Consider the following 13,909-nt stretch of genomic DNA (forward strand, 5'->3'; position numbering starts at 1 on the left):
CGGCGCGTCACGTCGACGAAGCCGGGGGCTCGCTTCTCCTCACCGGGGCAGGAGGCCGGCCGGCGTCACCCCTCGCGCCCGCTCGAAGAGGTCTCGCGCCACGGGGTTCTTGAGGTACGGCTTGATGCGGCTGTGCATGACCTTGATGCGCTCGTCCGCCCGTCCGGACTGAAGGCTCGGGTAATCCTCCAGCGCGAGGGTCCATGTGGCGCACGCGGCTTCGAGGTGCCCCAGATCGAGCTGCCTCTCGGCCAGGGTGCAGCGATGCCGGACGCGAGCACGCCGGTAGACGCTCTGGCGGACCTTGTCCGATTCCTGCATGGCCGCAATCGATCCGGCGACGTCGCCCAGTTCGAAACGCACTTGGCTGGTGTGGTACAGGAGCGAGGAGGGATCGTAGGAGCCGAAGGCCTTGGACTGCGACTCGGCCTTTTCCATGGCCACTTCGGCTTCCTTGAGATAAGTCCGCGCTGCGGCTCGCGCCCCCGTCCGCGCCGCCGCGTGGGCCTGCTGGCCGGCGAGGAAGGCCCGCATCCGGGGGCCCGCTTGCGGTGAGGCGGCGGCAGCGGCGTCCGCGAGCCGCATCGCCTCCGCGCCGTGCCCCAGGTCGACGGCCTGGACGCTCATGCCCCGCAAGGTGGTGCGGAACGTCAAGTGGTCCTCGGCGGCACCCGCGAGTTCGAGCGCCTTGAGGTAGTACCGCTGCGCCAACCCGTGCAGCCCCTCGTCCACCGCCATGTACCCCGTGAGGTAGCAGAGGTCCGAGACGGCACCCGTCATCGCCTTGCGTACGTCGTCGGGGGCTTCCGCGCGCAGGTACGGGGCCGCCGTGTTCACGAGGAACGCCGCGGCCATGGGGCGGGCGGTCCGTCCGCCGAACTGGTCGTCGAGGTCGGAGATCCGCTCGGTCATGGCGGCGACGGCCCGGACGTCCGCCGTTCCTATGCGCCGCACATGACCCTTCTGCGCCGCTTCCATTCGGCCGATGACGTCGGGCCAGTGGGGAATGGTCAGCGCGACGGAGAAGAGGCCGACCCCGAGAACGCTACGACGGGACGGATCCATGTCTTGCCTCCCCAGGTCCAACAGTCCTTCCACGGTACTGGGGAGCGCACTGGACTCTCCGGCGGGAGGAGACGGGAAGCCCGTCTCGCCGTACGCCACGGGACAACGCAGCCTGCGGGCGAACGCCTCCAGGATCAGCGGCCGGACCGCTTCCTTCGGCAGGTGGCCCTTGAGCCACTGGTGGACCGACGGCTCCCGGTACCGGAGGGGTGTGCCCCGCTCCGTACCCAGCCGGTTGATCTCCTGTGCGAACTGCCGCAGCGTCCAACCGGTCTCCCGGTAGAGGCGCACGAGTCCTTCGTTCGGCTTCGGGGCGGCCATAAGCAATCAACTCCCCTCTGTTTGAACGCACTTGAAGATCTTAAGACTGTGCCCTATGCGGTGAGGCGATCGTTGACGTCGCCATGGGGCGGGGTGCGTGGAGTTGGATTGTTCCGGACGGACCGCGGGAGATCGCGAAGCCGCTGATCCCGCCCTCCAGGGTGCGGCCGCAGGGCGACGGAACGCAGGACACACCTGATGAGACGCTGTTCGCCGCGATCATCTACGTCCTGGTCTCCGGCTGCGCCCGGCGGGCCTTACCGCCGTGCTTCGGCATATCGAAGTCCACGGCCCATCGCCGGTTCCTGATCTGGTCCCGCGCCGGTGTCTGGGGCCGGCTGCACGAGGAGATCCTGCACCGCCTCGACGACGCCGGCCTGCTCGACCTGACCCGAGCCGTCCTCGACTCCGCCCACGTCAGGGCGAAAAGGGGCGAACTCACCGGTCCGAGCCCCGTGGACCGGGGCAAAGCAGGTTCCAGGATGCACGTCCTGCCGGACGCGAACGGACTGCCTCTCCTCGTCGGCCTCTCAGCTGCCAACACCCACGACAGCCAAGCCCTGAAACCCATGGTCCTCGGCCACCAAACGAGACACGACCCCCACCGAGGCCGCCACTTCAAACCCCGGCGTCCGCACACCGATAAGGCCTACGCCATCCCTGAACTGCGGAAATGGCTCCGCGACAAACGCATCGGCGTCCGCATCGCCCGCAAGGGCATCGGGTCCAGCGAATGATTCGGACGCCGCAGATGGGTCATCGAGCGCACGATGTCCTGGCTCACCAGTTACCGCCGACTCAACCACCGATACGAACGCCATCCCCGCAACTACCTGGCCTTCCTCGGTCTCGCCGCGGCCCTCTGCTGCTACAAACGACTCCTCAGCCTCACTACATAGGACACGGTCTTAGTTTCCTGTCGCGCCTCCCGACGGACCGGATCCCGGCGAGCCAGATCCCGACGGGCCGGATCCTGGTGGCCCTCCGGTGTCGGTGAAGAACTGCCACAGGGTGAGAAAAGCGATGAGTTGGGCGAACAGGTATGCCATCTGTAGCGAAAAGTAACGCATCTGGTAAATCGAAAGCAGAAGTCCGAAGCGGCTTTGCCAGTAACGACGTTCACCACGGAAGGTGTCTAGGTCGACGGCTATACCAGTCAGGGTCATGACCAGGAGCATGGCCGCAGCGCTCTGGGCCAGGGTGCTCTGCCCCTCGCGTGTGATCCAGTTACCGACAGCATCGAGCCCTATCGGGAGCGTGAACGCGGCCGTGATCAGCAGGCTGCGCACCGGGCCTCGGCGCCCAGGGAGTTGCCGCCAGAGCGCACCGAGCAGGAAGCCGGCACCAGCCCAGGTTATCTCCCAGTAAACGAGACTCCTGAGAACTTCAGGAAGACCGTAGCCGTAGTAGAAGGTCGAGGTGAGGAACTCACCCCTGAGATGATCGGACCAGATCATGAGGGCGCTCATCGGCAGTCCGATGATCCCAGCGAGCGTGGCAGCCCGGCAGCCGTTCTTCCACCAGGTCGTACGGGGCCCCAACGCGAGGGCGGCGTCGACCACGGAGACGTCTGCGGGAAGACTGTCGGCAGTTCCTGAGGGCGTCCGCCAGTGATGGAGGCCGCGCAGTTCGCGCTCATAGGCGCGTCGGCTGTGCGCTTCGTCGTCGGACTGCCCCTGATCCAGGCGGCGTAGCTTGGCGTGCACCTCTCGAAACCTACGGGCTCTGTCGAGCAAGTCGTGACGGCGAGCCTCATCCAGGGCTTTGCCGAGTGGGATGCCCGAACGCCGCAACGATCGGTCGAGCACGCCTCGGCCCTTGCCGAGGACCAGGACCAGCCACAGGGCGCCGAGGTTCACGAAGACCCACAGCCAGCTCAACGCACCGTTGTTGACGAACCAGCCAAGTCCCATGCCGACCGCAACCGGGAAGAAGATAAGCAACCAGAACTTCTCGACAGTGTCGGGGCCGTACGCCGAAGCCGCAGGCCGATGCACTCGAGCTCGTAGCACGGCAAGGACGGCCAAGCCGACAAGGGTCCAGTCATACGTGAGCCACCAGTCCATGCTGGTCTCGGCGAACCAGGTCAGCTCGTTCCGCAGAGCCTCCAGGTGAGCAGTGCCATAGGACGGATCGCCGTGCGCGCTCAGCCAGGCGGCACGCTGCCAGTCCCGTTCCCTGGTGAACCCCACACACAGGCCGATCACGACGACGGCAAGAAGGAGCACTGGTGCCGCATGACGCAGCCGCAGCTCGCGCGGAGTACCAGATGTACGGTCCTTGATCAGTCCAGCCGCGCGCGACAGACGCCAGCCCGTGGCTGCCGTGCCCAGGAGCAGCAGACCGAAGGCGCAGCCGCTCGCCATGAAGAGCGCAATGACAGCCCAGTCGGAGGCATCTGCCGGAAGGAAGAGGTGGGCAGGCAGCCCAAAGCCCTCGGGCCAAACCGCCACGGCCAGCGCGGGCACGGTGAGGACCACGCCAGCCACATGGATGGTACGCCGCGGACGGCCGAAGAGCAGCAGAGCCCAGCTGGTGACAAGGCTGGCAGCCAGACCGTGACGTGCCTGCCCCAAGGCCCAGCCGTCATAGGGAGACTCGGCCAGCGCACGGTAGAGAAAATCTTCCCCGAGGTCCACCACGCCTATCGCGGCGTACATCCAAGCCCATTGGCTCATCGTGCCGAGCTGTTTTGTCTCGTCCACTGTCAGCGACCCGGTGGCCTGTCTGGTTCTGCGTACGACCACGAGCAGCAAGACAGACAGGGAACCCACCCAAAGCAGTCTGCCGGCGGTGTCCGCACCGAGAAAGCGGAGCCGATTAAGCTGAGTTGCCCACGAGCGCTGCCAGGCCGGATCGACACGGACATCGACGGCCGGCATGATCTCGGACTTCTGCTGCCAAAGCAACGCCGTGTTCCCTTTGCCGCCAGTCGGACGAGGGCTGACCGTGAGAGCACTGGCAGAGCCCGGATCCACCACCACAGACATCCATCGCGCACCACGCAGAGCCTCGGCAGGATTGAGACGCACGCGCCAATAATCCTTGCCGATCTCGACGTCCCAGGGCCCCAAGTACTTCACACCGCTACTGTCTGCCCAGGCGTAGGTGTCCACCTGGACCTCTACGAGATTTTTCTCCGCCGTGATGCGCGGAGCGCGGGAACGCCACTCGCCCCACCACGCGTACTGGGTCCCCGTACCTCTCAGCAGACAGCGCATCGCCTGCCGGTACACCTCAGAGTCTTCGCCCATGAGCAACCCGGCCGCATGCATCCACCTGGAGGGAACCCGCACCGTGAACTGGCTGACCAGTTTGGTCTGGGTGCGACGTTCATGCTCCAGCCGCAGGGATGCGCTCACCTGGGCCTTGGCCAGACCCCCCGAGCCGCAGGCACCATCATCCGACGCCTGAGCAGCCTGACCGGATAGGACAAGGATCCCAAACAACAAAACCACGAGTAAAACCACACAAGCCCTCAACCCGCCTCCCCCATAACGCGGTTGTCACCTTCATGATGAGTGAGGACCCCACCCGGACGCGACGCATTCCCCGATACAGGTCTTCCACCAGGGCTGCGGTTGCCAAGCCGACCCGGAAAGCAGGAGATGCACGCTGCGCAGTCGGCCCTATGGAAGCGCGCTACCTGAGACAATGCGCACCACAGTCTCGGTTCATGACCGATACCGCCTGCCGCGCCGCCGCGGATGACGACGCTCTTCCGGAGAGGCTGCACGCCATCGCCTGGGGCTCAAAAAGCGTGCCTGCCTCTCCTGGGCTTCTCCCGGATCAGCCGTTCCCGCCTCTCACGAAAGCGGAGGTGCACCTTACCGAGCGCAGCCTCGGGTACCCCCCTGCCCGGATTGCTTCGCCGCATCTGTGCCGAGGTCGCAGATGGCGGGTTCGGCCCGGAGGATGACCTTGCCTCGCTCTTCCGCCGTGGCGGGTGGCGGGTGACGACCTCGCCGCGCAGTTCGCCATGGGGCTGCGGCTCCGTGACGTGTGGTGGACGTGGCACGAAGACCCCGACCGGCCCGTCCCCGTAACGGGCTGACGTGTGAACCGCCCCGTCCGTGCGCCTGTTCTCCCGTGGGGCGTGGACGGGGTCCCGGCCGGCACGGCGACCGCTCCGGGCGTGTTCGCCGGCCTGCCCGTGGAAGGCTGAGCGCATGGCACGGACCGAGCACTACGACGATTCCGAAGCGCCGGAGGGCAACAGGGTGGTCATGGCCGACGCCCGGCTCCTCTGGGACTTCCAGCGGATGGGCCACGAGCCCCGCCCCTGTTCCGTGGCCGTCGGGCTCGGAAGTCACGATCTCGGGGTGGCCGACGTGACGGTGGAGCTGTACCGGCGGGGCATGGCGCCGTTGATCGTGTTCACCGGGGCCACCAGCCCGACGACCCGGGACCGGATGCCGCGCGGCGAGGCCGTGCACTACCGGGAGCGGGCGCTGGAGAGCGGGGTGCCCGGGGAGGTCGTGCTCGTGGAGACGCGGGCGCGGAACACCGGGGAGAACATCCGGTTCTCGCGGGAACTGCTCGCCGGGCGGGGCGTGGAGGTGTCCTCCGTACTGCTCGTCAGCAAGCCGTACGAGGAGCGGCGGGCGTACGCCACCGTCCGGCGGCTCTGGCCCGGGGTGGAGGTCGTCAGCGCGTCCGCTCCCCTGGCACTCGACGCGTACGTCGCGTCCCTCGGCGACGCCCGGCTCGTCCTCGACATGCTCGTGGGGGCCGTACAGCGGTTGATCGTCTATCCGGCGCGGGGGTTCATGATCGAGCAGGAGATCCCCGGGGCCGTGGTCGCGGCCTACGAGCGGCTCCGGGACGCCGGGTTCACCGGGCGGCTCGTCCCCGGGCAGTAGGCCGCGGGGCGCGTCGGGCGCGGTCGTGGAGGGTGACGTGGTGGCCGTCGGGGCCGGTGAAGGTGGAGGTCCGGCCGCAGGGGCCGTCGATCGGCGGAGCCGGATCACGAGGGCGGCGATGACGCCTTCGGCCCGGTGGAACGAAGCGTGCTCTCAGGCGGCTCGGCCGACGTCCAGCCGTTCGGGCGACGGCTCGTAGCCGGCCGCCCTGTAGGCGGCGACGGCGGCAGCGTTCGAGGTCGGGGTGCTGACGAGTGCGCTGGACGCACCCAGTTCACGCAGCACCGCCGCAGCGGCGACGCCGATCGCCGTCCCGTAGCCGCGACCGCGATGGTCGGCGTGCACGCCCACCGGCTCCAGCAGACCGGGCTTGCCGGGCCCGGCCGACCAGACCGTCGCCGCGGCCACCGCGTTGTCCTGGCCGTCGTAGCCGATCAGGCAGCGGGCGTCGGCATAGACCGGCCCGGCCGCGAGGACGTGCCACACCTCCTCGGTGAACGCCGGGCTGCCGAACGCCGAGCGATGCACCGCGGTCCGCACCCCCGCCGTCTCCGGACCGGCCACCTCGATCCGCAGGCCGGAGTCCTTCACCGGCTGGGCGAGGTCGCGGCGCAGCGGCGTCCACGGCTCGTCCGGAGTCCAGCCCGCCTCCAAGAGGACCTCGCGGAGCAGGGCGCCGTTGGGGATTTCGAGGCCGACCTTCCCGGGCGGCAGGACCCCGCGCTCCGGATCGTCGAGGTCCGCCAGCAGCCGGCGCGCCAGATCACCGTCCCGGCGCAGATCCGGCGCGGTCGTCAGGCGCAGCACACCGGGGTCGTCCAGATATCCGACGGCGACGATCCGTCCGTCCACGCTCCAGGTGCGGACGGCCGCAGCCAGCCTCTCCGCGCCCAGCGCCCAGGCCCAGCCGAGGTCTCCCGGATGCAGTTGCAGCGGCGTGCGGTCGTCCTGCCATGCGCGGAGGGCATCCACGACCCCGGTCAGCCCCTCGACGCCGGGCACGTTCAGAACGATCGTCATGTCCCGCATCCCACACCATCGCGGCGACCGGCCGCACCCGGATTTCGCTCAGCCGACCGGATCGACGGGCCCGGTCCGCCTGTGCGTCACGCGTGGGCGCAGAGCGGTCCCGGGCCCGTCGTCGGGATGCGCATGCGCCGCAGGAGGTCGCGGGTGGCGCGGAGGGTCAGGGTGCTGTGCCAGGCGGTGCCCGGGTGGCGGGCGCGGAGGTGGGAGAGGGCCCGGGTGCCCAGGCCGCTGCCGCGGAAGCGTTCGTCGAGGGCGACGTCGGTGATGACGCCCCGGGCGCATCGCGCGCACATCCGGTAGTGGACCTGCCCGACGACCTGGCGGGCGTGGACCAGGAGCAGGCGCTCCTCGCCCGGGCCCGGGTCGTCCGGGACGTGCGTGGAGAGGAACTCGACCGCCCCGTACGCCAGGAACCGGCGGCGCAGGCGGGTCGCGAGCCTGCCCGGTCGTGAGTGCCTGGCCGCGGGGCGGTCGGTCGACGGGGTCAGGACTGAGCCGAACATGGTGCTGCCGGGGCGCGCATGGTGTCCGTTCATGAAACCCGTGTGCCCCGGCCCCGGGGAGGTATCCCACCCGGGGCCGGGGCACGGTGCCGGCGTTCCTCGGCGGCGCCGTCAGCGGCGCCCGCGGCGGCCCCGGATGATCCGGCGCACCAGCAGGAAGCCGGCCAGGGCTGCGGCCCCGGCGACCAGCGGGGTCCTGTTGGCCTTCGCCTTGTGAGCGACCACCTCGGCCCTCTCCAGGAGCGGGTCGGGGGTCTTCTCCTGCACCAGGTCGGCGGCCTGCGTCGCCTTCTCCTTGGCCCGGTCGGTGACGACCGCCGTCTTCTCCCTGGCCCGGTCGGCGGCGACCGCCGTCTTCTCCTTGACCAGGTCGGCGGCGACCACCGCCTTCTCCTTGGCCCGCTCGGTCGCGACCGCCGCCTTCTCGCGCACCTCGGCCACCTTCTCCCCGGCCTGTGCCTTGACGTCCGCCTTGGCCGCCAACGCCTCCACCGTGCGCCCGAGTTCGTCGCGGGTGTGCTCGGCCTGCTCGCGCAGTTCGCCGAGGTCGTTCGCGGTCTTGTCGCCCTGCGTCCGGTGGTTCATCGGTGGGCCCTCTCCTTGATCTCGGCCACGTCGGCCTTGACGTTGTCGATGGTCTGCTCGGGGGTCGGCGCGCCCGCCTCGTCGATCTGCTTCTTCCCGGCCGCGGCCATGCCCGCCGCGCCCGCCGCGAGCAGGGCGGCGACGATCAGGGCCGACGCCCAGACCGGGAGGACCAGGGCGAGGGCCGCGATCACGGCGACGACGAGGGCCTGCGCGGCCAGCACGCCGACCAGGCCGGCGCCGCCGAACAGGCCGCCGCCCACGCCGTAGCGCTTGCCCTTCTCGGTCATCTCCGCCCGGGCGAGCCGCATCTCGTCGCGGACCAGCTCCGAGATCTGCTGCGACGCCCGCGAGACGAGGTCGCCCACCGACGCGTCGGCGGCGCTGCCGTGGACCGGCCGTTGGATGGTGCTCATCGCGTCCTCTCTTCGTCCGTTTCCCCGCTTCTCCTCTTCTTCGCCTGCTCGGTACGAGCGTTTTCACACGGGTCCGTTCTCACCCGCCGGACCGGACGCCGTGTCGTGCGGTGGAAGGGGACCGGCCCCTCAGTCCCCCAGCACCTCCCTGAAGTGCCGGTTCACCGCGAGGAGTCCGCCGTCGACGCGGAGGACCGTGCCGGTGACCCAGGAGGCGTCCGGGGAGGCGAGGAAGGCGACGGCGGCGGCGATGTCCTCGGGGGTGCCGACGCGGCCCAGCGGGTAGACCCGCTCGGCGAGGGCGGCGAGCCCGGCCTCCTTGCCCTCCCACGCCCTGGTCGCGATCGTGCCCGGGTTGATCTGGTTGACCCGGACCCCGCGCGCCGCCGCGTCCCCCGCCAGGGTGCGGGTGAGGGAGGCGAGTCCGGCCTTGGCGGCGCTGTACGCGTGGTTGCCGAAGTCCGTCTCCGCGTTGACCGACCCGATCACGACGATCGCCCCGCGCCCGCCCGCCGCCGCCAGGTGCGGCAGCGCCGCCCGCGAGCAGCGCACCGCCCCCATGAACGTGACCTCGTGCTGGACGGACCACACCTCGTCCGGCTCGTCCTCGAAGCGGTCCCGGTCGGGGGTCACGGGCCCGAGCGCGTTGTTCACCAGGACGTCGAGGCCGCCGAAGGCCTCCACCGCGTACGCCACGGCCGCGTCCACCGAGCCCTGGTCGGACACGTCGCAGCGTACGGACTCCGCCCCCGGCAGTTCCGCCGCCGTCGCCCGGGCCGCCTCCTCGTCCACGTCCGTGACGAGGACCCGCGCGCCCTCCGCCGCGAGGCGCCGCGCGGTCGCCGCGCCGATGCCGCGCGCCCCGCCCGTGATCAGTACCCCGTACCCGTCGAGCCGTTTGCCGAGATCCACGTGCTTCAAGTGCTCCATGGGCTGATCACAACACCGACCGCGGCGTCCGCACCAGAGGAATGTTCGAAGGGCCTCGCACGACGCGCCGGAGATCATCTACTGTCGCAACCCCCGGCGCCCGGCGCGGATCCGCACCGTCCCGGCCCGAACGAGAAGCCCCGACGAGAAGTCCGAACGAGAAGTCCGAACAAGAAGACGGGAACGAGCGGGAACATGGGTCAGCTCATCGCCGTGGCGGTCATCACCGTCCTGGCCGTCATCAGTCCCGGCGCGGACTTCGCGATGACCGTCCGCAACAGCTATCTGTACGGGCGGACCGCCGGCGTCCTCGCCGCCGTCGGCATCGCCCTCGGCGTCCTGGTCCACGTCACGTACACCATGCTGGGCGTCGGGCTCCTGGTGTCCCGGAGCCCGGCGCTCTTCACCGCGATGAAGCTGATCGGCGCCGCGTACCTGGTGTACATCGGGTACAAGACCTTCGTCACCAAGTCCCAGGTGGACGTCGACCTGTCGGACGGCGAGGGCCTGTCGAAGGCGGGCGCGCTGCGCACCGGCTTCCTGACGAACGCGCTCAACCCGAAGACGATGCTGTTCGTCCTGAGCACCTACACCCAGGTCGTCAGCGCCGACACCCCCGTGCCCCAGCAGATCGGCTACGGCCTGTTCATGTCGCTCGCGCACCTGGTGTGGTTCTCGCTCGCCGCGCTGCTGTTCTCCCAGCAGAGCCTGCGGACCCGGCTGCTGCGGCGCCAGACCGTGCTCAACAAGGCCATCGGCGCCGTGCTCGTCGGCCTCGGGATGGTGCTCGCGCTGACGCCGTCGGCCGCCTGAGGGGGGCCTCAGGCCGTCGAGACCCGCTCCACGCGCGGCTCGGCGACCGCCCGGTAGTCCTCGGTGGAGAGGGCGAGCGAGCGGTCGAGCCGGGCCGCGTTGAAGTAGATCTCCGGGTGGACCAACAGGTCCGGGTCCACGAGCAGTTCGAGGCGCTCGTCGAAGGCGAAGGGCAGGATGGTGCCGCTCGGGGAGCCCGCGAGCTCCTCCGCGATCTCCGGGGAGGCGAAGGAGACGTACGTGCCGCCGTACAGCGCCTTCACCGCCGCGAGGTCGATCCGGCGGTCGCCGGGGACGACGGCCAGCGCGAACCGCTTCTCCTTCTTGCCGATCTTGACCATCGCGATGATGCACTTGGCCGCCTGCGCGAGCGTGTTGCCCCGCAGCGCGCTGACCGCCTCGGTGGCGCCCTCGGGGGCGTGTTCGAGCACCCGGTAGGCGGCCCCGCGCTCGTCGAGCAGGGCGATCAGCTTCTCGTACGCGGCGTGGGTGCCGTCCCCGGCCGCCGCCCCTCCGGTCTCCGCCGTCTCCACGGTCATGCGCCCACTCCCCGTCTCAATTCGCCTTCGTCGCCTGACGGGTCGACCCTACGCCCGTCACCGCCCCCACCGCCCGTACGAGCGCCTGGGCGCGCGGGTCCGCCGTGACCGTCCTGCGCATGCCGTTGGTGACGTATCCGAAGGCGATCCCGGAGTCGGGGTCCGCGAAGCCCAGGGAGCCGCCGCGGCCCGGGTGGCCGAAGGAGGACGGGCCGAGGAGCGGCGAGGCCGGGCCGTGCAGCATGTGCCCGAGGCCGAAGCGGGTGTCGACGAGCAGCACGCGGTCCGTGCCCGCCGACTCCTCGGTACGGGCGAGGGTGAGGGTCGCCGGGGCGAAGAGGCGGTCGGCGCCGTCGACGGGGCCGAGGGTGGCGGCGTAGAAGCGGGAGAGCGCGCGGGCGGTGGCGACGCCGGCCGAGCCGGGGAGTTCGGCGGCCCGGTAGACCGGATCGTTCTCGTCGGGCTTCGGGTCGATGACGCCGAAGGCGCGGCGGGTGAGGGAGCCGGGGTCCCGGTAGGCCTCGGTGACCGCGCGCTTGGGGCGGAGCCTGAGCGCGCCGCTGCCGGCCGGTTCGACCTCCTCGACGGGGCCGATGCGGCCGACCCGGTGGGCCTCCGCCTCCGGGAGCCCGATCCACAGGTCGAGGCCGAGCGGGCCGGCGATCTCCTCCGCCACCCAGCGGCCGATCGTCCGGCCGGTGACCCGGTGGACCAGGCCGGAGAGCAGCCAGCTGAAGGTGTGGGCGTGGTAGCCGTGGTCGGTGCCGGGCTCCCAGACGGGGGCCTGGGCGGCGACGGCGGCCGTCGCCGTCGGCAGGTCGACGGCCTCGGCGAGGGTGAGCGGCCGGTCGAGGACGGGGACGCCGGCCCGGTGTGCGAGCAGGTCCCGCACGGTCGCGCGGTCCTTGCCGGCCGCCTTGAACTCGGGCCAGTACGTCGCCACGGGGGCGTCCGGGTCGAGCAGGCCGCGCTGGTGCAGGAGCAGCGGCACGGCGGCGGCGACGCCCTTGGTGGCCGAGCGGACGACCTGGGCGGTGTCCTCGGTCCAGGGGTCCTCGCCGTCCACGTCGCGGCTGCCCGCCCACAGGTCGACGACCTTCACGCCGTCCCGGTGGACGGCGACGGCCGCCCCGCGCTCACCGCGCTGCTCGAAGTTGCGCAGGAACGCGTCCCCGACCGGCTCCCAGCCCGCCGCCACCGTGCCCCGGACGTCCACGTTCCCGCTCCTCCTCTTGCCCTGTTCCGACTCTCCATGGTGCAACGCGGCGGGCGCGGGGCCGATTCCGGGGCCCTCGGAGCACCGGGGGCCGGCCCTCGGGCCGTCGGGGAGGCGGGCCCTCAGACCACCGGCCGCGGCACGAAGCCGAACGGCAGCTCCAGGCGGTGCCGGGCCATCAGCTCCTCGTCCGCGAGGAGTTCGCCGGTCGGCCCGTCGGCGGCGATGACGCCCTCGCTGAGGACCACCGCGCGCGGGCAGAGCTCCAGGGCGTACGGGAGGTCGTGGGTGACCATCAGGACGGTGACGTCCAGGGAGCGCAGGACGTCCGCGAGCTCGCGGCGCGAGGCCGGGTCCAGGTTGGAGGACGGCTCGTCGAGGACGAGGATCTCCGGCTCCATGGCGAGGACGGTCGCCACGGCGACCCGGCGGCGCTGTCCGAAGGAGAGGTGGTGCGGCGGCCGGTCGGCGTACTCCGCCATCCCGACCCGCTCCAGGGCCCGGCGCACCACGGCGTCCAGCTCGGCGCCGCGCAGCCCGGCGGCGGCCGGGCCGAAGGCGACGTCCTCGCGGACGGTCGGCATGAAGAGCTGGTCGTCGGGGTCCTGGAAGACGATGCCGACCCTGCGGCGAATCTCGGCCATGTGGGCGCGGCCGACCGGGAGCCCGGCGACGGTGACGGTGCCCGCACCGCCGGTGAGGATGCCGTTGAGGTGGAGGACGAGGGTGGTCTTGCCGGCGCCGTTGGGGCCGAGCAGGGCGACCCGCTCGCCGCGCCCGACGGTCAGGTCCACCCCGAAGAGGGCCTGGTGGCCGTCGGGGTAGGCGTACGCGAGGCCGCGGACGTCGAGGGAGGCGGGAGCGTTCATCGGAGGGTCCATCCCAGGAGGCAGATCAGGAGGGCGGCCAGCGGCAGCGCGGCGGCGCGCGCCCACTGGGCGCGGGTGGCGGTCACCTCGTCGAGCACCGGGATGGTGCCGGTGTAGCCGCGGCTGACCATGGCCAGGTGGACCCGTTCCCCGCGCTCGTACGAGCGGATGAAGAGCGCGCCCGCGGACTTGGCGAGGACGCCCCAGTGGCGCACGCCCCGCGCCTCGAAGCCGCGCGAGCGGCGGGCGACGGACATGCGGCGCATCTCGTCGGTGATGACGTCGCCGTACCGGATCATGAAGGAGGCGATCTGGACGAGCAGCGGCGGCAGCCTCAGCCGCTGGAGGCCGAGGAGCAGGGAGCGCAGTTCGGTCGTGGCGGCGAGGAGCACGGAGGCGGCGACGCCGAGGGTGCCCTTGGCCAGCACGTTCCAGGCGCCCCACAGGCCGGGGACGCTCAGGGAGATCCCGAGGACCTCGGTCCGCTCGCCGGGCACGACGAACGGCATGAGCAGCGCGAACGCGACGAACGGCACCTCGACGAGGAGCCGCTTGAGGAGGAAGCCGGCCGGGATCCGGGCCTTCGCCGCCACGGCCGCGAGGAGCGCGGCGTACGCGGCGAAGGCCCAGACGGCCTCGCGGGGCGTCGAGACGACGACCACGACGAAGCCGAGGACGGCGACGAGCTTGGTGTGCGGGGGCAGCCCGTGGACCGGCGAGTGCCCGTGCCGGTAGAGCTTGTGGGCGTGGCCCGCACCCAC

The 13,909-nt window shown here is 71.0% G+C and carries 13 protein-coding genes and 1 pseudogene; 3 read left to right on the forward strand and 11 right to left on the reverse strand.

Annotated features, from left to right (window positions below; all coding sequences use genetic code 11):
• Positions 1-39 precede the first annotated feature (39 nt).
• A complete protein-coding gene (locus AB0398_RS20970; protein WP_366377098.1) occupies positions 40-1,386 on the reverse strand; it encodes a tetratricopeptide repeat protein in 1,347 nt (448 codons plus the stop codon).
• Positions 1,387-1,469: 83 nt separating this feature from the next.
• Here AB0398_RS20970 and AB0398_RS20975 point away from each other — a divergent pair.
• Positions 1,470-2,285: pseudogene (locus AB0398_RS20975) on the forward strand (IS5 family transposase).
• Positions 2,286-2,294: 9 nt separating this feature from the next.
• Here the strand turns inward: AB0398_RS20975 and AB0398_RS20980 are convergent.
• Entirely contained in the window at positions 2,295-4,856 is a 2,562-nt protein-coding gene (locus tag AB0398_RS20980; protein ID WP_366377099.1) for a DUF6185 family protein, read from the reverse strand.
• A 699-nt stretch (positions 4,857-5,555) separates the two neighbouring features.
• On the opposite strand from AB0398_RS20980, the gene AB0398_RS20985 reads away from it, so the two are divergent.
• Positions 5,556-6,248, forward strand: coding sequence for a YdcF family protein (locus tag AB0398_RS20985; RefSeq protein ID WP_366377100.1), 693 nt, complete (start codon positions 5,556-5,558; stop codon positions 6,246-6,248).
• Between the two features lie 153 nt (positions 6,249-6,401).
• Here AB0398_RS20985 and AB0398_RS20990 read toward each other — a convergent pair whose 3' ends face one another.
• The 5 genes from AB0398_RS20990 to AB0398_RS21010 form a co-directional block, all read right to left on the reverse strand.
• Positions 6,402-7,268 (reverse strand): GNAT family N-acetyltransferase, encoded by an 867-nt coding sequence (locus tag AB0398_RS20990; RefSeq protein ID WP_366377101.1) that lies wholly within the window; start codon positions 7,266-7,268, stop codon positions 6,402-6,404.
• A gap of 86 nt (positions 7,269-7,354) precedes the next feature.
• The gene (locus AB0398_RS20995; RefSeq protein WP_366377102.1) at positions 7,355-7,813 is read right to left on the reverse strand and encodes a GNAT family N-acetyltransferase; all 459 of its coding nucleotides are present in this window, start codon (positions 7,811-7,813) and stop codon (positions 7,355-7,357) included.
• A gap of 78 nt (positions 7,814-7,891) precedes the next feature.
• On the reverse strand, positions 7,892-8,365 hold the full coding sequence (locus AB0398_RS21000) for a DUF3618 domain-containing protein (protein WP_366377103.1): 474 nt from the start codon (positions 8,363-8,365) through the stop codon (positions 7,892-7,894).
• Positions 8,362-8,781 (reverse strand): phage holin family protein, encoded by a 420-nt coding sequence (locus AB0398_RS21005; protein WP_366377104.1) that lies wholly within the window; start codon positions 8,779-8,781, stop codon positions 8,362-8,364. Before AB0398_RS21005 ends, AB0398_RS21000 begins: the two co-directional genes overlap by 4 nt.
• A 129-nt stretch (positions 8,782-8,910) precedes the next feature.
• Complete coding sequence (locus AB0398_RS21010) at positions 8,911-9,711, reverse strand: SDR family oxidoreductase (protein WP_366377105.1); 801 nt, start codon at positions 9,709-9,711, stop codon at positions 8,911-8,913.
• Positions 9,712-9,906: 195 nt separating this feature from the next.
• Here AB0398_RS21010 and AB0398_RS21015 point away from each other — a divergent pair, with 195 nt between their 5' ends.
• A complete protein-coding gene (locus tag AB0398_RS21015; RefSeq protein ID WP_366377106.1) occupies positions 9,907-10,524 on the forward strand; it encodes a LysE family transporter in 618 nt (205 codons plus the stop codon).
• A gap of 8 nt (positions 10,525-10,532) precedes the next feature.
• Here the strand turns inward: AB0398_RS21015 and AB0398_RS21020 are convergent, their stop codons facing one another.
• The 4 genes from AB0398_RS21020 to cbiQ form a co-directional block, all read right to left on the reverse strand.
• A complete protein-coding gene (locus AB0398_RS21020; protein ID WP_366377107.1) occupies positions 10,533-11,063 on the reverse strand; it encodes a YbaK/EbsC family protein in 531 nt (176 codons plus the stop codon).
• 16 nt (positions 11,064-11,079) lie between these two features.
• Positions 11,080-12,279 carry a serine hydrolase domain-containing protein gene (locus tag AB0398_RS21025; RefSeq protein WP_366377108.1) on the reverse strand — a complete coding sequence of 400 codons (1,200 nt, stop codon included), beginning with the start codon at positions 12,277-12,279 and terminating at the stop codon, positions 11,080-11,082.
• 122 nt (positions 12,280-12,401) lie between these two features.
• A complete protein-coding gene (locus AB0398_RS21030) occupies positions 12,402-13,148 on the reverse strand; it encodes an ABC transporter ATP-binding protein (RefSeq protein WP_366377109.1) in 747 nt (248 codons plus the stop codon).
• Positions 13,145-13,909: a cobalt ECF transporter T component CbiQ gene (cbiQ, locus tag AB0398_RS21035; RefSeq protein WP_366377110.1), complete on the reverse strand. Its 765-nt coding sequence runs from the start codon at positions 13,907-13,909 to the stop codon at positions 13,145-13,147. The genes AB0398_RS21030 and cbiQ overlap by 4 nt, the downstream gene beginning before the upstream one ends.

The organism is Streptomyces sp. NPDC086147, from assembly GCF_040702165.1.
Classification (GTDB): domain Bacteria; phylum Actinomycetota; class Actinomycetes; order Streptomycetales; family Streptomycetaceae; genus Streptomyces.

What these genes read in the sequence shown, in the direction of transcription:
- AB0398_RS20970 (WP_366377098.1), bottom strand. Translation starts at nt 1,386, where the DNA reads ATGGCCGCCCCGAAGCCGAACGAAGGACTCGTGCGCCTCTACCGGGAG.
- AB0398_RS20985 (WP_366377100.1), top strand. Translation starts at nt 5,556, where the DNA reads ATGGCACGGACCGAGCACTACGACGATTCCGAAGCGCCGGAGGGCAAC.
- AB0398_RS20990 (WP_366377101.1), bottom strand. Translation starts at nt 7,268, where the DNA reads ATGACGATCGTTCTGAACGTGCCCGGCGTCGAGGGGCTGACCGGGGTC.
- AB0398_RS20995 (WP_366377102.1), bottom strand. Translation starts at nt 7,813, where the DNA reads ATGAACGGACACCATGCGCGCCCCGGCAGCACCATGTTCGGCTCAGTC.
- AB0398_RS21000 (WP_366377103.1), bottom strand. Translation starts at nt 8,365, where the DNA reads ATGAACCACCGGACGCAGGGCGACAAGACCGCGAACGACCTCGGCGAA.
- AB0398_RS21005 (WP_366377104.1), bottom strand. Translation starts at nt 8,781, where the DNA reads ATGAGCACCATCCAACGGCCGGTCCACGGCAGCGCCGCCGACGCGTCG.
- AB0398_RS21010 (WP_366377105.1), bottom strand. Translation starts at nt 9,711, where the DNA reads ATGGAGCACTTGAAGCACGTGGATCTCGGCAAACGGCTCGACGGGTAC.
- AB0398_RS21015 (WP_366377106.1), top strand. Translation starts at nt 9,907, where the DNA reads ATGGGTCAGCTCATCGCCGTGGCGGTCATCACCGTCCTGGCCGTCATC.
- AB0398_RS21020 (WP_366377107.1), bottom strand. Translation starts at nt 11,063, where the DNA reads ATGACCGTGGAGACGGCGGAGACCGGAGGGGCGGCGGCCGGGGACGGC.
- AB0398_RS21030 (WP_366377109.1), bottom strand. Translation starts at nt 13,148, where the DNA reads ATGAACGCTCCCGCCTCCCTCGACGTCCGCGGCCTCGCGTACGCCTAC.